This window comes from Vibrio sp. R-1 (assembly GCF_035615595.1).
Taxonomy (GTDB): domain Bacteria; phylum Pseudomonadota; class Gammaproteobacteria; order Enterobacterales; family Vibrionaceae; genus Vibrio; species Vibrio cholerae.
The window spans coordinates 38,312-59,735 of record NZ_WPDC01000008.1 but is presented as its reverse complement, the minus strand read 5'-3'; the positions used below and the strand labels follow the sequence as shown (position 1 = coordinate 59,735).

Here is a 21,424-nt window from a genome sequence, read left to right as displayed (position 1 = left end):
AGATGGAGAGTACTTTGCAATTCAAAGATTTAGGCTTAGATAATCGCTTATTGAAAAATCTAGCGCATTACAATTTCAAACAAGCGACTGAGATCCAACAACAGGCGATACCGCTCACTATTGCGGGACGTGATTTGTTGGCCTCATCTAAGACAGGTTCGGGCAAAACGTTGGCCTTCGTGCTGCCTATGCTGCATAAATCTTTAAAAACCAAAGCCTTTTCAGCTAAAGATCCACGTGGCTTGATTTTGGTTCCAACCCGTGAGTTGGCAAAGCAGGTCTATGGTGAGCTGCGTTCCATGTTGGGTGGTTTAAGTTATACGGCAACCTTGATCACGGGTGGTGAAAACTTTAATGACCAAGTGAAAGCGTTAGCGCGTGGACCTCGCTTTATTGTCGCGACACCCGGACGTTTAGCCGATCATCTTGACCACCGTTCACTCTTTTTGGAAGGCCTAGAAACGCTAGTGCTGGATGAAGCGGATCGTATGTTGGATTTAGGCTTTGCCAAAGAGCTGCGCCGTATCCATAACGCGGCAAAGCACCGTCGTCGCCAAACCTTGATGTTCTCTGCCACATTAGATCATGCAGATGTGAATGATATGGCGATGGAGCTGCTTAATGAACCGAAACGCATCGCGATCGGGGTGGGTAGCGAAGAGCACAAAGACATTACTCAGCATTTCTACTTGTGTGACCATCTAGATCACAAGGAAGCGCTGCTCGATCGTATCTTGGCCGATGCTGAGTACCGTCAAGTGATCATCTTTACAGCAACGCGTGCCGATACCGATCGCCTGACTGAGAAGCTCAATCAAAGCAACCTCAAAGCAGTTGCGCTCAGTGGTAACCTCAATCAAACGCAGCGCAACACCATCATGGGGCAATTTGAGCGTGCGGTATTTAAGATTCTTGTGACGACGGATGTCGCTTCACGTGGCCTTGATATTCCTGCTGTAACTCACGTGATCAACTTTGATATGCCAAAGCATACCGAAGAGTATGTTCACCGTGTTGGCCGTACTGGTCGTGCCGGAAATAAAGGGGATGCCATGTCTCTTGTTGGGCCAAAGGACTGGGAGAGTTTTAAGCGAGTGGAAGCTTTTTTACAGCAAGAGATCCAATTTGAGGTTTTAGCTGGTTTAGAAGGTAAGTTTAAAGGGTTGAAACCGCGTCAAGCGAAGCCTAAAGCCGCGCCAACTCAGCGGGTCAACAAAGCGAAAGCGCCAAGCAAATCGAAAAAAGCGGCGCCGCGTGACAAGAGCTTCTACCAAAATGTGGCGGTGGGTGACTCGGTCTTTATCCCGAAAAAGAAAGTCGCGCCTAAGCCAGAAGTGGATCTGGAAGACGACATCGACTAAGCCATGCTGTACAACTTAGCGTGCAACTGCTGATTTTCAATCAAGAAACCGTCTGTGAAGGGCGGTTTTTTTATGCCCAATAAATGGGGTTTCGTGGCGTACTTCAAGAAATAGAATATTTACTCCACTAGTAATACAAATGATAATTGATCTTGTTTGCGTTTGTGTTAGAGTGGCGACCGATTTTTATTTGTTATAGTTGTCACATTTTCGATGAAACTGCTCAATGTATTGCTGTTAACGACATCTCTGTCGGTTTTTTATACTTATGCAGAGACGGATTATCAATGGTTACGCGATGACTCGCGTTCGGAACCTGCGGTGAAGCAGTTTTTGGCTGAGCATAACCGAAAAACCGATCATTGGTTTGCACCTGCAAAGCCACTGGTGCAAGAGTTGGTCAATGAATGGCAACAAACTTCACAGCATAAAGCGCCTCCGCCTGCGCTTATCTACGCAAACCAGCAGTACAACGACATTCAATGGAATGGTCATCGGCACATCGTCAAGATAGGTGCACAAGGCCAAATTGAGCCTCTGCTGAATCTTAGCGCGCGTGCAGAGCTGTTTGATTATTACCAATTGGCTTCTTGGTCACTTGATCGCTCAGTCCAATCGGTAGCGTTGGCAGAAGATACGCGGGGTGACGAGCAGTTTAAGCTGACGATCGTGCGTTTAGCCGATCGCACCGAGCAGTTCGTTTCAGAAACAGCGAGCACTTACTTTGCTTGGGCGGCCGATGGCAAAAGCCTCTACTACTTATCTGATCTCAACGGGTCTACCCAGCTGCAGCGTTTTGAGCTAGAAACGGGTCAATCAACGAGGCTTGCAGAGTGGCGTTCGGCAGAGTGGCTGTTCTCGCTCTATTCTGCCAGCAATCCACGCTATATCGTGGTACAGCAAAATAATGAAAACTCGACTCAGCAGCGCCTGCTGGATACCCAAACCGGTGAGCTGATGCCATGGCTACGCACGACTGAGCCGGGGCTGGAATATTATGCCGATGTGCTGGGTGAGACCCTTTACATCAATAGTAACCATCAGGGGGCATTTCGTCTCTATCGTCAGCCGTTACACACTAAACAGGACTGGCAAAGCGCCACCACACATAAAGAAATCGGCTCACTGAGCAACTTTTATCTGTTTGATGCTGGGATTGTGTTGGTGGAGAACCAAACTCTGGCACCGAAAGTTTGGGTTCTCGATAACCAAGGCGAAGTGCGTACTCACTTTGAACTGCGCGATTTAGGTCAGGTGGCGTGGATCTCTCGCAATGGTGATGCTGCCAGCAATCGGCTGCGTGTACGTGCCATGTCAATGACCGAGCCTGCTAGCTGGCATGAGTTGGATGTGGCGCAGCTACAGTGGCAACAGTTAAGCCAAGATCACTACACAGACTTTGACCCGAAACAGTATCAAACCCAAACGGTATGGGTGACGCAAGGTGCCATCCAAGTTCCGGTGACACTGGCTTACCGCTCTGACAAGCTGACTCCCAACAGCAGTGTGGTGCTGTATGGCTATGGCGCTTATGGCGTGACGATGAAGCCCTATTTCATGCCACAAATAGTCAGCTTGCTTGATCGAGGCATGATTTACGCGATCGCTCATGTTCGTGGTGGTGGATACCTTGGCGAGGCTTGGCATCAAGCTGGCGCTGGACTCAATAAACAAAACGGCATTGATGATTTCCTCGCGGCCGCTCGATATCTCACCCATTTTCAGCAAGGTGAGCGCGCTATTTATGCGATCGGCGGAAGTGCCGGCGGCACCTTGGTTGCAGCGGCGCTCAATCAGCAGCCCAACGTATTTGCGGGAGCTGTGCTGCAAGTGCCGTTTGTCGATGTGTTAGCCAGTATGAGTGATACCAGTCAAGCCTTGACGGCGCAGCAGTATCAAGAATGGGGTAATCCTCAACAGCCAGAGCAGCGTCAAGTGATGCAAGCTTATGATCCACTCAGCAATCTACGTGCTGCTCCTTACCCTCCGACGTTGGTTAATGTCGGTTGGTGGGACAATCGAGTGCCCTATTGGGAAGGGGCTCGCTATTTGGCACGTTTGAGTGACGTCTCACAAGGGGCTGGACCTTACCTTTTATCGACCGATTTTCAGGCGGGTCACGCCAGTGATCGGCGTCAAGCGCTTGAAAAACAGGCGCGTGAATATGCGTTCTTTCTCACCTTAGATAAAACCAGAAAAGCGGGGCAGTAATGAAGCTTTCTCCAGTATCAGCTGCGGTACTTAGCGTACTCGCGGCCGGGTTCGCTCATGCCGAAACTGAGCCTAGCCATTACGAAGAAGTGGTGGTGACGGCCAATCGCATTGAGCAGCCTTTGTCAGAAGTGGCGGGCTCAGTGGCAGTACTTGAAGGGGAAACCCTTGAAAAGCAAGGCAAGACCGAGTTGTACGATGCATTGAATCAAGAACCGGGTGTCAGCGTGACTGGCGGAGCGGGACGCCCACAAAATATTACGATTCGTGGCATGACCGGCAACCGGATAGCGATTGTTCGTGATGGGATTCAAAGTGCGGATGGTTATGGCGCTGCAGATATTAACGACAAGTATGGCCGTAACACATTTAGCCTGAGCAATGTGAAACAGATCCAAGTGGTGAAGGGCGCGAGTTCAACCCTATACGGTTCTGGTGCGATTGGTGGCGTTGTGATCATCGAAAGTAAAGCGCCGGAAGATTATCTGTACCACCGTGATTATTACGTGGATGCCGCATTGACCTACTCAGGCATCAGCAACCGCTACCAAGGTAACCACGCGTTAGCCATGCGTCACGGTGATGGCGAGGCGCTGCTCACGATCGATTACTGGCAAGGTGAAGAGACGCGTAACTTTAATCAAGATCTGTATAACCGCGAAGTGGATGGTTACAACCTTGGCTTCACCCATCATTATTGGTTAAACGATGCGCTGCGTTTAAAAACGCACTTAGAGTATTTTGATGATTATGCCAAGCGTCGCGAAGGCACCTCTTCTATCCAAAAAGATGATAAGTGGGATCTGGTTAGCTTTTACGAGTATCAACGCAGCCAAACGCGTCTGGCCAGCGTTGGTGCCGATTACACGGCTAATCTAAGTTGGATGGATACGCTGGAAGGAAAACTCTACTGGCGCAGTACAGAAAACATCACACAGACGAACCGTTTGATGGCGAATGATCGGTCTGGCGCTGGCATCCTCTCCTATCGCCGTGAACTGCGTGATGAAGGGTTCAATGATGAGGCGTTAGGAGCCACGCTCAATGCGCAGAAAGAGTGGCAACAAGGTGAGAGGCTGCATCAGTTTGCTTACGGTATGAGCGTTGATGGTCATGATTACCAGCGTCCGAAATCGATTCGACGGATGGAATCTTCAGGTGACGATTTACAAGCCGATGAGCCGTTTGCTCCTGCGCGTGAGTACCGTTTTGGCGTCTACGGACAAGACAATCTCCTCTTAGGCGATTGGACGCTGGCTGCGGGTTTGCGGTTTGATGCGCAAAAATTGAGCCCTAAAAATACCGATCGTATTCATGGCTACAAAGTGGTGACCATGGGGAGCAGTGAGTGGTCACCCAGTGCCTCAATCTCTTATCAATGGCATCCAGAATGGAATACTTACCTGAGCTACAACCACGGCTTCCGTGCGCCAAGTTATGACAAAGCGTATGGCGCAAGCGATCACAGTTTTGTCCCGCTAACGCCATTTATTATCAAGCCCAACAATAAGTTACGCGCTGAAACCAGCGACAGTTTCGAGTTGGGCAGCAAATACGACAATGGTCAGACGCAACTTTATGTGGCCGTGTTTTATTCCATCTTCGATAACTTTATTGATGTCAAACAAGTCGGTTATGACAACGCCACAGGGTCGGTGATTCAGCAATACCAAAATATCGCGGGCGTCAAAACCTACGGTGCTGAAATGTCGGTAATGCATCGTCTAGATGATCGTTGGAGTGTCGAAAATAAACTCGGATACGTGGATGGTAAAGATGGTGAAAACCAATACGTGCGCACCTTAACCCCACTAGAAGGGAGTGTGCAGCTCAACTACCAACGAGAGCGATGGGACGCTTACAGCCGCCTGAACTGGGCGAGTGCCATGAGCCGGGTGCCGACTTGCACTACAGAGCAAGGCAAAGAAACTGAATGTGCCACGACCACAGGTTGGGTGAGTTGGGACATCGGCCTCAACTACCAATGGAACGCACAACTGAGTGCCAGTTTCAACGTGGTTAACCTGCTCGATCGAGAATACACGCGCTATCAAGATGTCGCTGGTGTGACGCCAAGTGACACCCTCTATTCCACGGAGCCGGGACGCTATCTCACCGTGCACGCTAAGTATGTGTTCTAGGAATTTAAGATGAAATCAACGTTGACCTTAATTATAGCCAGTCTATTGGCCCCCTTAGCTTCAGCGGCGCAGTGGGATTATCCGGCGACCAGCGATAAAGTGCTGAATGAGGCGCAGGCACTAGCGTTTGTCGAAAAGTACTATCCGCAAGTGGGCCAGCCAGCACTGCGTTATCGCAAAACCAGCCTGCTTGGTACCCATTACAATTTTGACTTGACCCAAAATGGTGAAGTGCAGGCACAAAAAACGGTGGTTATCTCTACCGATAAGCAGGGCAATGTCACTCGAGTGTTTAAAAGTCTCAATGATACCGTGCTGGTTAACGGCGTGCCGAGTGTGGCCGCTGAATTGGTTGCCCCACAGCGTTTAACCGCTCTTCAACCGCCTGAATTAACAACAGAGGGCATGATTAACGTTGACGTTTCTATTGTTGACCCTGACTTGCGCACCATGGATGGGTTGGCGGCCCCTGCGACGCCTTGGGCAACAATAGAGGATTATCCCAACCCTGCGCAGTATGTACGAACCGAAGTGTCATTGTTGCAATCGGGTGGCCGCTATTATCTTGCTAACGAGCGGGTAAAGATGGTCGATGCACAAGCCATCTTAGAAAAAGAAGCAAATAGCAGTACCTATGTTAAGAGTGGTGTTTCCCTTGCACCTGCTGATAGCGTAATCATGAGCTGGAGTTCGATCGCCGAGTTACAAGCCGTAAAAATGGAAGATAAGGGTTTTAAACAGATCATGGCGTTTGCGCATCTGGATAATTCGCTACGCTATTTGAATTCGCTCGGTTATGACCTGTTCAATAAAGCCGATGGCTCAGGCATCGAACCGGTACTGTTTGATGCCGCCGCGCTCTCAACCAACAACTCCTCATACTATGTGGGTCCTAATGTCATTTTATTTGGTGAAGGCGTCTCTCCGGATGCGCTGGATGCCGATATCATCTGGCATGAACTTGGGCATGCTATTCACTACCACATGGTTCCGGACTGGGCTTACGGCCATACTGGCGCGTTAGGCGAAGGGTTTGGCGACTATTGGGCGGGAGCGCACAGCTACCGTAACCAGTATGAACAAGGCAAAGCGTTTGAAATTGATACCCTATTCAACTGGGATGGTTATTTTGGAACCACAATTTCCACTCGCAGTTTGGCTAACCTCGCAGCGCGTTATTACTCTGCAGGGGATTATCGTGCCCATGAGCGTGAAGCGGGTCATTTAGGTGATGAACTCTGGTCGACCCCTTTGTTTCAAAGCTTGAAGCAGGCGGTTGAGCAATATGGGGTCAGCGCCTTTGATGAGTTCAACACTGTAGTGTTGGAGTCCATGTTTGGCGTAGGGCGTGGGGTATTGATGCACGACCTTGCACAAAACATGCTGTATGTGGCCAACGCACTGTATCCAGATAAAGACTATAAGCAGATCTTACAGCGCAATTTGCAGCATCACGGTTTACTGCAAGCACCGTTCCAAGCGGCATTTGCTAAAAAGTACCTTGACCCGCTCGCAACTCAAAACCTTTACGTCAATGCGACAGATCGCTCGGCAACGACGCAAGCCACGGTGGTGATGGCTGGGCAAACTCATACTTTTAGCCAAGACAATCTGGCTAATGTGGTGTGGCGATTGCCTGCACCAACCGATTACCAATGTGGTGTCGCGACCTCGGTTAAGGTCGATTTTAACTACCAGTATGCCCACTTCTTAGACCAGCAAACGTGGCAGGCGGAGTTACCTGTCGTGTTTGGTCTTCCTAAGATGGCACAAACCTTTACGACCTTGAACTCAACCTTGCGTGATGCGCAGTTGAGCAGTGATGGCAAACTCGCTTCAGGTTTTAAAAGCTACAACTTCTTTGTGGAAGGCGCCGCGCGCACTGTGGGCGATGATTTTGCGCTGCGCGTGAAACTTAGCCACAGCAATATGCAGGATTTGCGTATCACCTTGATTTCCCCACAAGGTACCCGAGTTGAGATCCTCAACAACCAAACCACGCCGGTTGCGCAGCTGGATGACTATTGGGTATTAGCGCATCAAAAGGCGCTGCAAGTGCTACGCGGTGAACGGTTAGATGGCAATTGGCGCTTGGAGATCCTCGATAATGTCGTGGGCAATGTGGGTACTTTACATTTATGGGGAGTCGGTGAAGTGACCCACTACACCTGTGATAAAGAAGTCAAAGATCAAACAAGCACGACCAATAGTGAAGAAGACGTCGCGGCGGGCAGTGGTTCTCTCACTTTAGGCTTGCTGCTTCTGCTGAGCGCTTTCTCTCGTCGTCGTTGGGCTAACAAGGGGACTCAATCATGAAATTTCACTACTCTTTGATCAGTATGGCGCTACTGATGGCTGGTTGTGGCGGTGAAGATGCTGCGCAGGAGACGAGTCTGCCTGAATACGTTTTATCGGGCTCGTTGAGCGCGCAAAACGTCGCACTGAACAGCAAAATCTGCTTAGACCGTAACCAAAACTTCACTTGTGATAGCGGCGAATTTACCACCCAAGCGGACAGCAATGGTCGTTTTACGCTAAGAAGCTTGGATAAATCACTCTATTCATTGCCTATTTTGGCTGAAGTGAGCCGTGCCAGTGCTGCGCGCTCGGCAGACAATGATTCAGCCAATATTGTGCTTGCCGCTCCGGGGTTAAACCGAGCGGGGGATCGACTCATCAACGGTGTGAGCACCCTGTTTGCGGCGTTAATGGTGGCTGGTTACACCGAAGCCGACGCAATTAAACTCTTTCTCGCCCAGCTTGAACAGCGTGGTATCTCCGCTCCCCGAGATTTGCAGACGCTGTTTACGCAAAATTCATTAGCCCAGCTTGAAGCCAATATGCTGGAGATTTTGCCACTCATCGCCACAGAAAAGCGCACGCAAGTGCTAGCCGCCTTAGCGCAAACCTTCGGCGATGAACATCCTGGCATAGTCCACAACGCTTTGAATGAGGCGCAGCTTACGGAGTACGTGACACAGTTGGCGAAACGCGTTCCTCGCCAAGTGCCACTAAACGATACTGGGCTGGTCACTTTTTATGAAGAAGGGGGTGTTGTCGGTTATATCCCCAACAGTGATTATCCAGAGCAGGATGCCGAGTATGGTCGTGATGCTCTATCGGGCAAGTCAGCCTTCACGATGCGCAAACTCGATGCAGCGGGCAAACCACTGAGCGACAGCGCAAGTGAATGGTCTTGTGTACGCGATGAAGTAACCGGATTGGTGTGGGAAGTGAAAAGTGCAGATACGACCTCGCTTAATCACAAAGAACGCCTGTTTGCCCTTGAGATCCCTGGGCGTTTTAGTCCTTATGCTGAGGATGTGGAAGAAGCCACCTGCCATAGTGCGGGTGATGAAGTCTGTACGACGGCGCAATACATTACATATCTAAACCAAACGGCGCGTTGTGGGATCCGTCATTGGCGACTACCGACTAGCCTAGAGTTGTTCAACCTGTTTGATTTTGGCGAGATGGGCGAAGAGGCGCAGGCATTGAGCGTGAGCTATTTTCCGCAGCAGAGCCAGAACGAAGATTACTCTGGCCATACTTGGACTTCTGCCGTGAGTTATATGAATTATTCGTTATTAATGGCTAATGGCTCCCACTCCTACAGATTTATTAGTCACTTAGGCTTAGCTAAGGGTGAAGTCAGCGTGATCGAAATCTATGACCAGAATAAAGAAGCGGATTCGGGTAGCTCCTTGCTGCTTCCAGTGCGTATGGTTGCCAACCCAGTGGAGAATCAAGAATGAAAACCCTCTCGACTATGGCTACTCTGCTGGCGTTGAGCTTACCGGTAATGGCGCAAGAGTGTGCAAGTGATATTGTGCGCACCGCACCCAACTTACGTTATGTGTACAGCACCCAAGGAACAGTAAAAGACCTGCACACAGGGTTAACGTGGATGCGCTGCACCTTTGGCAAAGAGTGGAATGCTGAGCAAGGACGTTGTACAGGACAGGCGCAACCTCTGCGCTGGCAAGCGGCACTCCAAGAAGTGCAAGCGATCAATCACCCGGGTAGCCGTCACCGTTTACACCAGTTTGCGGGTGTTAAACAGTGGCGCATGCCAAACATCAAAGAGCTAAGCAGTTTGACCGAACAAGCCTGCTTTGCGCCAGCGGCGAATGAGACGGCGTTTGCCTCTGGCTTAGTGACCGAGGTGGGCAACTATGCCGCTTATTTATGGAGTAATACCACGCGTATTGAGCGTGAAGAAGCTTGGACGTGGGATGCCATTAACGGCGAGATTTATGCGTACTCGATTCACGCTCATGAGATGGGGTTGCTCCTTGTGGCGGATGAGTAATAGGCATGCTTATTTCTGCTGTCCCCATCTTGCTTGAAGGGCGGTGGTGTTAGCTCTAAAAGTAAGTGGCACGAAAAAGACAAAGGTCTGGTTTATCCAGACCTTTTTTATGTCATCTAAATGCTGACTCGAGTCGCATTTTTATCCTGATGTTGCTGATGGAAGAAATAGTTAGCTTTTGGGGTGAATTTTTTGTTGCAACCTTGATAACCGCTTGGGTGAAAACGCTATGTCTGTGGATTTTATGAACAATAAGCGAAAGGTGTCATAGAGGGTTCAATTAAGTGAAACATAATTGTCATATTCACCGCCTAAAGTGAGCCTCGTTCAAGTGAAACACAACGGCAACCCAGCCACTTATAGGAAATTCGTGATGAAAAAGACAGTAATCGGTGCTATCGCTCTTATGGGCGCACTTGCAGTAACTCCAGTGATGGCGAAAGAGACAATTTCAGCTGTGGGCTCAAACAGTGTTACCCCATTGATGGAAGTGTTTTCTGAAACCTATGCTAAAAAGAATCCTGAAGTTTTCATTGAAGTACAAGGCCCAGGTTCTTCTGCGGGTATCAAAGCCGCGAAAAATGGCAGCGCAGATCTCGGTATGTCATCGCGCAATCTGAAAGACTCTGAAAAAGAGCCAACATTAATGGAAGAAGCGATAGCGCTTGACGGTATCGCAGTCGTGGTTCACCCAAGCAATGCGGTGAAAGGTCTGACAGCGGAACAAGTTTCTGAAATCTACAAAGGTGAAATCACCAACTGGAAACAAGTTGGCGGTGAAGATAAGCCAATTGTTGCCGTCACTCGTGACACTGCTTCAGGCACTCGTGGTGCTTTCGAAGACATCATGTCTCTGAAAAAGAAAATTGCGGATAAAGAAGTCTCTGCCATTTCTCAACGTGCTCAAGTCGCGAACGGTAACGGTGCACTAAAAACCATCGTTGCTTCCAACCCTTATGCAATTGGTTACATTTCGCTCGGTACTGTCGACACATCAGTTCACGCTCTATCTGTGGATGGTGTAGAAGCGAGCGTTGATAACGTGAAAAACGGTACTTACAAAGTTTCTCGTCCGTTCCTCGTGCTTTACCAACAAGGTAAACCATCAGCACAAGCACAGAAATTCTTAGAGTGGATGCTGTCTCCAGAAGCACAAAAGATTGTCGCTGATAAAGGCTACATCGCAGTTAACTAACACGCTTTACTCCTTTGCCCGACCCAATTTGGGTCGGGTACTTTATTTACATCGACCTTAGTTCGATAGGTGATTTTATGACCATCGCAACAAATAGTGACAAGCTTATGGATAATACCTCTATGCGTAGTTTGCGTGAGCAACGACGTGTTGACTGGAAAGAACGTATCTTTCACGGTTTGTTTTTAACCAGTGCTGTGATCGGCATTTTGTCTCTAGCCATCATTGCTTACTTCATTGTTCGTGAAAGTATCCCTGCTTTCCAAGAAGCGGGAGTCACCGGCATAGTGCTCGGACAAGACTGGTTACCACCTGCACTGTTTGGCGTGGCGACCATGATTGTCGCTTCTGTCGTCTCAACCTTTGGGGCTGTGATTGTGGGGGTTCCGGTTGGTGTTCTCACGGCTATTTTTATCGCTGAAGTGGCTCCCAAACGGGTAGCGGATGTGATACGCCCTGCAGTTGAATTGCTCGCCGGTATTCCTTCTGTGGTCTATGGCTTCTTTGGCTTGGTGATCATCGTTCCGCTGATTCAAGATGTCTTTAATGTGCCTGCGGGTAACACGATTCTGGCAGGTATCATAGTGTTGGGCGTCATGATCCTTCCCACCGTGATTACGGTCTCTGAAACCTCGATTCGCGCGGTACCGCGTGCTTACAAAGAAGGTTCACTCGCACTGGGTGCTTCAAGCATCTACACCATCTTCAAACTGCTGGTTCCCGCCGCGCGCTCCGGGATCATGACGGGCGTTATCTTGGGTATTGGTCGCGCTCTGGGTGAAACCATGGCGATCATCATGGTGATGGGTAACGCACCTGCGATGCCAGAAGGCCTACTTGATTCGGCGCGTACCCTGACAGCCAACATTGCGATTGAAATGTCTTACGCCAGTGGCATCCATGCTAATGCACTCTACGCCACAGGTGTGGTACTGCTGGTATTCATCATGATGCTGAACGGTGCGTTGCTGTATTTAAACCGTGAGAAAGCGAGGTAATGACGATGGATCGCGTAAAACTGAAACAAGCGCGTGTGCTCAAAGACAATATCTTGCGCACGTTTATTTGGATTTCTGCGGCGCTGACCGTCGGCTTCTTGTTCTGGATCATCTGGTACATCTTGTCCAACGGTCTGCAACACGTTAACTGGAAATTCGTTACTGATAATTACACCCATACGGGCGATGAGCACGGTATTTTCCCGATGATTGTCTCGACCGTGTATATGGTTGTCGCTTCGATCGCGGTCGCCGCGCCTATCGGTATCATGACAGCGATTTACTTGACGGAATACGCCAAAGTCGGCAGCCGTTTGGTCAAAATCATCCGCTTTTGTACCGAGTCACTGGCGGGGATCCCTTCGATCATTTTTGGTCTGTTCGGTATGACCTTCTTCGTGGCGATTTTGGGCTTAGGTTTCTCTATTCTTTCCGGTGCATTAACTCTCAGTATCTTGATCCTGCCAGTCATTATCCGTACCACGGAAGAAGCCTTAATGGCGGTACCACAAACCTACCGTGAAGGCTCGTATGGCGTGGGCGCTTCAAAAATTTACACCATCCGTCGGCTAATTTTGCCAAGTGCTATGCCGGGGATTTTAACTTCTGTCATTTTGAGTATTGGCCGTGTCATTGGTGAATCTGCCCCAGTATTTTTAACCGCGGGTATGGTGGCGCGTATTCCAGATTCTCTGCTCGATTCTGGACGCACCTTGACCGTTCACTTGTACAAACTGACCACAGAGCTGTTCACCATTGAAGAATGGAACCAAGCTTATGGCACCGCCACTGTGCTGATTGTTGTGGTTTTGGTGATCAACATGATCACCAAGTTAATCGCCAAACGATTCAATACTGCAACCTATTAAGTCATTGACAGAATTTAGAGATAACACAATGAAAACGACCAAATTCAACATTGAAAACCTCGACCTGTTTTACGGTGAGAACCAAGCCCTGAAATCGATTAATCTGCCGATTCCTACGCGTCAAGTGACAGCACTGATTGGCCCCTCTGGTTGCGGTAAATCAACCCTGTTGCGCTGCCTGAATCGTATGAATGATCTCATTGAGGGAGTCACGATTACCGGTAAGCTGACCATGGATGGCCAAGATGTGTATGGCAATATCGATGTGTCTGATCTGCGTATCCGCGTTGGTATGGTGTTCCAAAAACCCAACCCATTCCCAATGAGTATTTATGAAAACGTGGCCTATGGTCTGCGTGCGCAAGGTATCAAGGACAAAAAGCATCTTGATGAAGTGGTTGAACGTTCACTGCGTGGCGCAGCGCTGTGGGATGAGGTAAAAGATCGTCTTAAATCTCATGCCTTTGGTTTATCAGGTGGCCAGCAGCAGCGTCTTTGTATCGCGCGCACCATCGCCATGGAACCCGATGTGATCTTGATGGATGAGCCGACTTCGGCACTTGACCCAATTGCGACCCACAAAATTGAAGAGCTGATGGAAGATCTGAAGAAGAATTACACCATCGTTATCGTGACTCACTCAATGCAGCAAGCGCGCCGTATTTCAGACCGTACTGCATTCTTCTTAATGGGTGAGTTGGTTGAACACGATGACACTCAAGTCATTTTCAGTAACCCACGCGATGATCGTACCCGTGGTTATGTGAATGGTGATTTTGGTTAATGAATACTGGCAAATTATAACTATAAGCGATGGTAAACTTTGCCCCTCACGATGAGGGGCTTTTTTGTAGGAATTTCATTTCATACATGTTTTTATCTGCCAGATGGATCAACTGGCTTAAATTAGTGCTGTCCAATGGATAGGTACTGACCCCGACGCTGGTGTTGAGCTTGGCTCGTAAATCGCCGCTTAATTCAAATTCTTGTTCAAAACACTGTTTGATCATGCGCTGCATCATCATCTGCTCGGTCGAATTGATGCTGCTTAAGATGATGGCAAACTCATCTCCCCCCATCCGAAACACACGATAATCGAAAGCAGGAATCGAATGACTTAAGCGGTAGGCGACCTGTTTGAGCACCGCATCGCCCATTGGATGTCCGTAGGTATCATTTATTTGTTTAAAGCCATTCAGATCGAGCAAAAAGAGAGAGAATCCACCGCTGCGGCGATGGCGTTCTAATTCGGTGAACATGGCTGTGCGGTTTTCCAGCCCTGTTAATGGGTCTGTTAAGGCCAACACTCTATGGTGCGTAGCTTCTTTATGCAAAATAAAACTCACCAGCCCCACACAGCTAAACATTAACAACATCAGTGCAAACTGAATGCGACTGAGGTAATTCAATTGCTCTTTTTGCTCTACGTACAAAGGACTTTGCACACCAAATGTGCGGTTTATGAACTGAATAAAAATATCCAGCTCTTGCTGTGCGGCAATAATAAAAGTTTGTAAGCTTTCTGGATTTTTGGCCGCAAGCAGTAGCGGTTCAAGTTGTTTAAAGCGTGCAAACGCGGCTTGGAAGAATTCGCGAGTGCTGGGCATGCCTATAATGCCGTCGGCCTCTGGGCTATTGAGGATCAGATCAAAACGGCTCCAAGTCAGCTCATATTTCACCATCACATCGCGCTGGTTGCTCTCCGACTCCAATAGGTAGGGGGAGAGCGCCAGCATCTCAGTAAACTCTTTATTGAGCTGGAATAAGAACCAGATCGCTTGGTTCGTGTGTGAAGAGTAAGACTTAGATAAATCGCGAGTACTGTTGATCAAATACAAATTGGCCAAAATCAGTATTGCCGACATGAAGATCAGCAGTGTTTTGGCATGTAAGATCAGCGGGTGGAGCGTTTTCTGAGTTTGTGTATTCATGGCTTCTTATGAATCAAAATTTGACTTATCTGCCAAACCATATGGGTGTAGTAAACGGAGTTTTTCAGTTTTGGATTTTGATCTAAGTTGTACACCAACCAAAAAGGGCCTTTGTGGCGAATTTGCATCTCATTACCGTCCATGTAGTACGCCACGATCGGTTCATAGTGTTGAATATCCGCTATCGAAATATTAGCAGCGTAGTCATTCAATGCCATAAAAGTTACCGAGTTGACATGATTTTGCTGTAAATACTCAAGCAAATCGTTCACCTTAAATCCGGTGAACTGATGTGAGCCATGAATCCATGGTAGTTCAGTGGTAAAAGAAACCGCAGGCAGTTCAGTGGCTAGCTTTTGCAATGAAAATACCTTAGGCGGCCCGTCTGCGATTTGTATCGTGATGTCCGATGCCAAAGCGAAAGAGCTGCACCACAAGGTCAAGATCAGCAATATCCATCTCATTATTGGTTATTCCGCACTGTTATCCCCTTCCTCGTTGAAGCTGCAGCGATGTTGGCTGCGTTCGTTTCCAAGTTATGGGGATATGTTCTACTTCTCAACCTGAAGTTGCAGGGCTATTGATTACAACTTTACGGCTAATCATCATTATTTGGTTGAATTATAGGCGGAGTCAGATGATATGAAAATCACTGATATTAATAAGATTGATGATAAAAAGACTCAAAAATGAGATTTGGTATAAGAAAAGCGCCATGTTGATGGCGCTTCTTAATAGGGAGACAGATTAGAACAGCAGATGTGCGACTGCGGCAATCACCGGCAGAGTGATCAGGGTGCGCAAAATGAAAATGACAAACAGCTCGACAATATTGACTGGGATGCGGCTACCGAGCAGTAGTGCACCGACTTCAGACATATAGATAAGCTGAGTCACAGACATCGCTGCAATGACAAAGCGTGTCATTTCGTTATCGATAGAGGCCGCTAAAATGGCCGGAATAAACATATCCGCAAAGCCAACCACAATGGTTTTTGAAGCCGCGGCAGCCTCTGGTACGCCCAGCAGCTCTAAAAACGGAATGAAAGGTTGGCCAAGCAGGGAGAATACCGAAGTATATTCAGCAATCACCAAGGCAATAGTGCCAAGCCCCATCACGACAGGCAGTACGCCAAACACCATATCGACGGCGTTACGTATGCCTTCACCGATCACCGATTGGACGGATTTAACTTTTGCCGCTTTGGTTAAAGCCAGCTCCATGCCCCAAGAAAACGCGCTGTGACCTTCTGGGATCGCATCGGCATCAGGATGAGGTTTGCTGCCATCGATATAAGTATCTTTTTTCCATGACAAAGGAGGAAGGCGAGGGATAACTACCGCTGCCACCAATCCCGCTAAACAGACTGCACCATAGAAAGGTAGGAATAGGTGTTCAAGCTCGACTTGGGCGATCACCACTAAGCTAAAAGTGATCGATACCGCAGAGAAGGTTGTGCCAACTACCGCTGCTTCACGTTGGGTGTAGAATTTTTCTTCGTATTGTTTACTGGTGAGTAGGATGCCTACGCTACCATCGCCCAGCCATGAAGCCATACAGTCGATTGCGCTGCGACCCGGTAGATTGAATAAAGGGCGCATCACTTTGCTCAGTAAGCTGCCAAACAGCTCTAACAAGCCAAAGTTAAGCAGCAAAGGTAACAGTAAGCCTGCGAAAATAAACACGGAAAATAGCGTTGGGAGCAGGCCTTGCAAAACCAGTCCACCCGTATTTTCTTCCCAAATCGCTTTTGGACCGATTTGGAAAAATGTCATGATCACGGCAGCTCCGCCAATCACACGCACGGTTAACCAAAGCCAAGAAGGATTAAACAAACTGTTTAAGAAAGGACGAGACATGACCCAACTTGGTTTAAAGACTTTACAGATAACAGAGGCAACCGACATAAAGGCGATGATTGCCGTAACGACAGTCACCAGAGAATCCCCAAACAGCGCTTGAACGGACTTGGCCAACACCGCCACTGGAATGGTTAACGATCCATCGTAACTGATGGGCGCCATAAAGAGGAAAAGCCCGATCAGAGAAGGGATCAGGAACATCCACAGATTACCTGTGCCAGCCTTCGCTGGTGGCTCTAAGGTTTGCGCGTTATCTTGCATTATTTATCTCTATTCATGCTGCGTCATTCAGACACACTGTTCAGTCGAAATTCGCCACACCTTGGCATAAAAATTCACTGCATTTCCGTATTTAATCAGCGGGCGCAAGAATATCTATTTTTGACACCCTACGCAATACTATTCATTTATTTTGGGTATGCATTCAAATTAATTTCCTGATGTTTCAAGCTTTGATGGTTTTTTGTATATTTATTGTTAAAAGTATCATTGTTGATGAATAAGATCGCAAAGCGATTGCTTGGTCATTGTGTGGCGTAAAGCATATTGTTAGCCACGAGTGTGGTAGTCAGCACTGCTGTAGCTTCGATTAAGAAGAGAATAAAAATAAAAAAGCCTCCTTGCTCTCGGAGGCTTAGGTTGAAGTATGGTCTTTCGCTTCGACTGGATGCGGAAATATCAAGTCGTTTACGTCAATCACTCGGTGGGTTGGGCTTCAATTTCCGTTAATGCTGCGCTGAGAGCGCCTTCAAAAACGGGATAGACATTCTGCTCGCCGACCAGTTTGACTATGCCTGCTTTGACCAATTTTTGTGAGACTCGACTATTGGCACCTGAAATCAAAACCTTAATCCCACGTTTGTGGAAGCTTTGAATCATCTCTTCCAGCGTTTGAATACCCGTTATATCCATAAAAGGCACCCATTTTAAACGCAAGATTAAGATCTGAGGGGTTTCTTGAATACTGCCCATCACACGTTCAAACGTTTCTGCCGCAGCAAAGAAGAAGGGGCCTTCTAGCGCGTACACCGCCAGTTCACGAGGCAGTGTACTTCTGCCGTGTTGTGCCAGTTCGTAGCTCATCTCTTGCGAGCCGTTGGCCTTCACTTCAACGCTCGATGCCATGCGTTTTACAAAGTGCAACATAGCAATGATCACACCGATATTGACTGCCACGACCAGATCGGCAAACACGGTCAAACCGAAGGTGAGCAGTAGAATCGCCACATCAGCACGCGGTGCGCGCTTAGCCAGTTGTACAAAGTGCGGCGCTTCACTCATATTCCAAGCCACCACAAATAGAATCGCGCTCAACGTCGCGAGAGGAATATTCACCGCCAAAGGTGCGAGTACGAGCAGAATAATGACCAGCGTCAGCGCGTGCATGACTCCAGCGATTGGGCTATTGCCGCCATTACGAATGTTGGTCGCGGTTCGCGCGATCGCACCCGTTGCAGCAATACCACCAAATAGAGGGGCCACAATATTCGCAATCCCTTGTCCAACCAGCTCTTGGTTCGAGTTGTGTTTGGTGCCAGCCATGCCATCAGCAACTACGGCGGAGAGTAAGGATTCAATTGCACCTAACATCGCAATCGCAAAGGCAGGACCAATCAGTTGAATCATTTGGCTTAGGCTAAGATCCGGTAGCGCAAACTCAGGTAAGCCTTGTGGAATACCGCCAAACGCTGACCCAATGGTTCTGACGCCTTCAAATCCCACCACATATTGCAGCGACGTGACCACCACCAGGGCTAAAAGCGGCCCCGGAATTTTTGAGAGTTTGGGAATTTTCGGCCCAAAAATCACTAAAGCTAGCGACAGTAAAGCCAGCAGTGTTGTTGTGAGATGGAATTGTGGGAAAGCATGAAAAATCGCCACCAGTTTTTGATGAAAGTGCTCACCTTTAATTTCAGGAAGGCCAAAGAAGTCACGCCATTGCCCTACCCAAATGATCACCCCAATGCCTGAAGTAAAACCGACGATAACCGGATCAGGAATATAGCGAATGATGCTACCTAATCGAGCGAGCCCCAATACCACGAGAATAAAGCCCGCCATGATGGTGGCAATTTGTAATCCAGCCACGCCGTGTTCGGCTACGATGCCTGCAAGAATAACAATAAACGCGCCGGTTGGGCCGGCGATTTGTACGCGTGAACCACCAAACAGGGAAACAATAATCCCCGCGATGATAGCGGTATAAATTCCTTGTTCTGGTTTTACTCCCGATGCAATGGCAAACGCCATGGCTAACGGCAGTGCCACCACCCCAACTATCAATCCTGCTGTAATATTGTTGACCCATTGTTTGGGTTGCAACTGACCGGCTTTATAGGATTCATAGATGGCAAACATAGTTGATCACCTTAACAAAAATAGGGAAATGAAAACGCCGAGGATTCTACGCTCATTTTATAGGCTGTAAAGGGCGGCTTCAGTTGACTGACCTATTGCTAGACGGGCAGAGTCAAAAAATTAATCTTTTAATTTCATTGAATTAACTTCATGTAACGTCACATTTTCCCAACATTAACGGAAAAGACTGCGATTAATTAGAATTTCATGCGGAAAAACAGAGCGCCGATGATTTTCAAGATATGCACTTAATTGATAGATTGTAGGTTGAGTATAGATAACAAATTACCTATGATTCCTACGGTTGGTTGTTTTTTGTTCGAAGATGGAGTTTGACATGATTAACAAGAAGTTCCTTAAAACAAAAGATGAAGTGGAAGTCACTTTTGAATGCGATGCCCCGCAAGCGGCCTCTGAAGTGGCGATTGTGGCCGATTTTTTAGGTTGGCAGCCTGAGCCAATGAAAAAATCGGCCAAATCAAGCACGTTCAAATTTAAAACTCGTTTGCCGAAAGATCGTGAATTTCAGTTCCGCTATTTGCTCGATAAACAAGAGTGGGTCAATGATCCCCATGCCGATCAGTATATTGCTAACGGTTTTGGCGAAGAAAACTGTTTGTTAACTACCTATCAGTGATTTGGGTAGCATTTTTTGACGAAAGCTCAAAAAATCACAAACAACTAAGTTGCTGCTAGCACACAAAATCCTCTATTTTTGAAAGGCACAAATGTGCCTTTTTTGCTTTAAATTGACGAAAGCGTAGGTGACAAACCGCGCTGAAACCCTTACTCTTGGCCGAGTTTTGACTTTTTTCCACAGGTAAACTGGTGATATCTAAATCTATTATTTTGCGATTTTCTGAGCTTTCAATGCGAAAGAAAGCGACACTAGTAGGTTTGCCGCTTTTGGCTGTGGCCGCGATATCTTCTTCGCTAAACAGTCCCACGCGGCAACAACGTATTGAGTTGTCTCTTCCAGAATCTCCGCTCGTACAGTTCTCTTCAGCAGAACATACTGTAGAAGTGGTCAAAGTGGGCCATCCGGATTATGAATATGAAATCAAGCCGGGTGATAACCTAAGTACTATCTTTAATCAGCTTGGTTTTGCTTATACCGAGCTAATGAAAGTCATGGAAACTGACTTAAACTACCTCGCTCTTGATACGTTACGGCCGGGGAACGTGCTGCGTTTTTGGAAAGGCAGCGATAACACCTTGGCCAAAATGGAGCTGGAATTTAGCCTCGTTGACCGCGCCGTTTATACGCGTTTGAACGATGGTAGCTACGAATTTGAAGAGCGCAAAATTCCTGGTACGTGGAAGGTTGAGCCGCTGATTGGTGAAGTGGACGGTAGCTTTTCTCTCTCGGCTAATCGTGCTGGCCTTGGTGCCGCCGATGTGGATCAAATCGTCACTCTGCTGAAAGACAAAATTAATTTTGGCCGTGATTTGCGTCGTGGCGATCGCTTTGAAGTCGTACTATCGCGTCAGCTCGTCGGAGAAAAGCTCACCGGTAATTCTGAAATTCAGGCGATTAAAATCTTCAACCGTGGCAAAGAGATTACCGCGTATCTGCACCAAGACGGTCAGTATTACGATAAGAATGGTGATAGCTTGCAACGCGCTTTCCAACGTTATCCGGTGGACAGCAAGTGGCGTATTTCATCAAACTTTGACCCGAGACGTCTGCATCCGGTGACTAAGCGCGTAGCGCCGCATAACGGTACAGACTTTGCGATGCCAATTGGAACTCCTGTGTATACCTCAGGTGATGGTGTTGTGGTCATGACACGTAATCACCCTTATGCGGGCAACTATGTGGTGATTCAGCACGGTAATACTTACATGACGCGCTATCTGCACTTGAGCAAGATATTGGTCAAGAAAGGGCAGAAAGTATCGCGTGGTCAGCGGATAGGATTATCGGGTAATACCGGCCGTGTGACCGGTCCTCATCTGCACTATGAGTTAATCGTGCGTGGTCGTCCTGTCAACGCCATGAAAGCCAATATCCCGATGGCAAGTTCAGTGCCGAAGAAGGAGATGGCGCAGTTTATTGCCAAGCGCAAAGAGCTTGACCAGATGTTAGCTCGCCAAGAAAGCATGCTAGCAGCGCAATAAAATCGAGTGTGAATACAAAGCCCCGTCACGGGGCTTTGTCGTTTCTAGCCGTTGCTGTTTTGGT

17 protein-coding genes are annotated in these 21,424 nt (G+C 48.0%); 13 read left to right on the top strand and 4 right to left on the bottom strand.

Translation table 11 applies throughout. From position 1 onward, the window contains the following. Positions 1-14: 14 nt before the first annotated feature. From GOU96_RS03190 to pstB, 10 genes are all read left to right on the top strand, one after another. On the top strand, positions 15-1,361 hold the full coding sequence (locus tag GOU96_RS03190) for a DEAD/DEAH box helicase (protein ID WP_001159707.1): 1,347 nt from the start codon (positions 15-17) through the stop codon (positions 1,359-1,361). 213 nt (positions 1,362-1,574) lie between these two features. Beyond that, the gene (locus GOU96_RS03185; RefSeq protein ID WP_267780817.1) at positions 1,575-3,572 is read left to right on the top strand and encodes a S9 family peptidase; all 1,998 of its coding nucleotides are present in this window, start codon (positions 1,575-1,577) and stop codon (positions 3,570-3,572) included. Beyond that, positions 3,572-5,713 carry a TonB-dependent hemoglobin/transferrin/lactoferrin family receptor gene (locus GOU96_RS03180; protein ID WP_267780815.1) on the top strand — a complete coding sequence of 714 codons (2,142 nt, stop codon included), beginning with the start codon at positions 3,572-3,574 and terminating at the stop codon, positions 5,711-5,713. The genes GOU96_RS03185 and GOU96_RS03180 overlap by 1 nt, the downstream gene beginning before the upstream one ends. A 9-nt stretch (positions 5,714-5,722) precedes the next feature. Then, positions 5,723-8,029 carry a proprotein convertase P-domain-containing protein gene (locus GOU96_RS03175; protein WP_267780813.1) on the top strand — a complete coding sequence of 769 codons (2,307 nt, stop codon included), beginning with the start codon at positions 5,723-5,725 and terminating at the stop codon, positions 8,027-8,029. Continuing rightward, complete coding sequence (locus tag GOU96_RS03170; protein WP_267780811.1) at positions 8,026-9,468, top strand: DUF1566 domain-containing protein; 1,443 nt, start codon at positions 8,026-8,028, stop codon at positions 9,466-9,468. Before GOU96_RS03175 ends, GOU96_RS03170 begins: the two co-directional genes overlap by 4 nt. Then, entirely contained in the window at positions 9,465-10,025 is a 561-nt protein-coding gene (locus tag GOU96_RS03165; RefSeq protein WP_000855105.1) for a DUF1566 domain-containing protein, read from the top strand. Before GOU96_RS03170 ends, GOU96_RS03165 begins: the two co-directional genes overlap by 4 nt. A 373-nt stretch (positions 10,026-10,398) precedes the next feature. After that, a complete protein-coding gene (locus tag GOU96_RS03160) occupies positions 10,399-11,220 on the top strand; it encodes a phosphate ABC transporter substrate-binding protein (RefSeq protein WP_000754387.1) in 822 nt (273 codons plus the stop codon). Between the two features lie 77 nt (positions 11,221-11,297). Further along, positions 11,298-12,218: a phosphate ABC transporter permease subunit PstC gene (gene pstC / locus GOU96_RS03155; protein ID WP_108335861.1), complete on the top strand. Its 921-nt coding sequence runs from the start codon at positions 11,298-11,300 to the stop codon at positions 12,216-12,218. Between the two features lie 5 nt (positions 12,219-12,223). Continuing rightward, positions 12,224-13,087, top strand: a complete 864-nt coding sequence (gene pstA, locus GOU96_RS03150; protein ID WP_001960450.1) for a phosphate ABC transporter permease PstA — start codon at positions 12,224-12,226, stop codon at positions 13,085-13,087. A gap of 28 nt (positions 13,088-13,115) precedes the next feature. Next, entirely contained in the window at positions 13,116-13,871 is a 756-nt protein-coding gene (gene pstB / locus GOU96_RS03145) for a phosphate ABC transporter ATP-binding protein PstB (RefSeq protein ID WP_000858875.1), read from the top strand. 46 nt (positions 13,872-13,917) lie between these two features. On the opposite strand, the gene GOU96_RS03140 is transcribed toward pstB, so the two are convergent. Next, entirely contained in the window at positions 13,918-15,018 is a 1,101-nt protein-coding gene (locus GOU96_RS03140) for a GGDEF domain-containing protein (protein WP_001097199.1), read from the bottom strand. Continuing rightward, on the bottom strand, positions 15,015-15,470 hold the full coding sequence (locus GOU96_RS03135) for a molybdopterin-dependent oxidoreductase (RefSeq protein WP_000906479.1): 456 nt from the start codon (positions 15,468-15,470) through the stop codon (positions 15,015-15,017). The genes GOU96_RS03140 and GOU96_RS03135 overlap by 4 nt, the downstream gene beginning before the upstream one ends. Here GOU96_RS03135 and GOU96_RS03130 point away from each other — a divergent pair. Continuing rightward, positions 15,364-15,585: a hemolysin secretion protein D gene (locus GOU96_RS03130; protein WP_240312268.1), complete on the top strand. Its 222-nt coding sequence runs from the start codon at positions 15,364-15,366 to the stop codon at positions 15,583-15,585. The two genes, GOU96_RS03135 and GOU96_RS03130, sit on opposite strands and share 107 nt — an antisense overlap. A 180-nt stretch (positions 15,586-15,765) precedes the next feature. On the opposite strand, the gene GOU96_RS03125 is transcribed toward GOU96_RS03130, so the two are convergent. Together GOU96_RS03125 and GOU96_RS03120 are read right to left on the bottom strand one after the other, a co-directional pair. Next, positions 15,766-17,142 (bottom strand): YjiH family protein, encoded by a 1,377-nt coding sequence (locus GOU96_RS03125; protein ID WP_001153651.1) that lies wholly within the window; start codon positions 17,140-17,142, stop codon positions 15,766-15,768. A gap of 435 nt (positions 17,143-17,577) precedes the next feature. Then, positions 17,578-19,239, bottom strand: a complete 1,662-nt coding sequence (locus GOU96_RS03120) for a SulP family inorganic anion transporter (protein ID WP_000457419.1) — start codon at positions 19,237-19,239, stop codon at positions 17,578-17,580. A 337-nt stretch (positions 19,240-19,576) separates the two neighbouring features. On the opposite strand from GOU96_RS03120, the gene GOU96_RS03115 reads away from it, so the two are divergent. Continuing rightward, on the top strand, positions 19,577-19,876 hold the full coding sequence (locus GOU96_RS03115; RefSeq protein ID WP_000608712.1) for an isoamylase early set domain-containing protein: 300 nt from the start codon (positions 19,577-19,579) through the stop codon (positions 19,874-19,876). Between the two features lie 233 nt (positions 19,877-20,109). Next, on the top strand, positions 20,110-21,360 hold the full coding sequence (gene shyA / locus GOU96_RS03110; protein WP_001227341.1) for a peptidoglycan DD-metalloendopeptidase ShyA: 1,251 nt from the start codon (positions 20,110-20,112) through the stop codon (positions 21,358-21,360). The last annotated feature ends 64 nt before the right edge of the window (positions 21,361-21,424 follow it).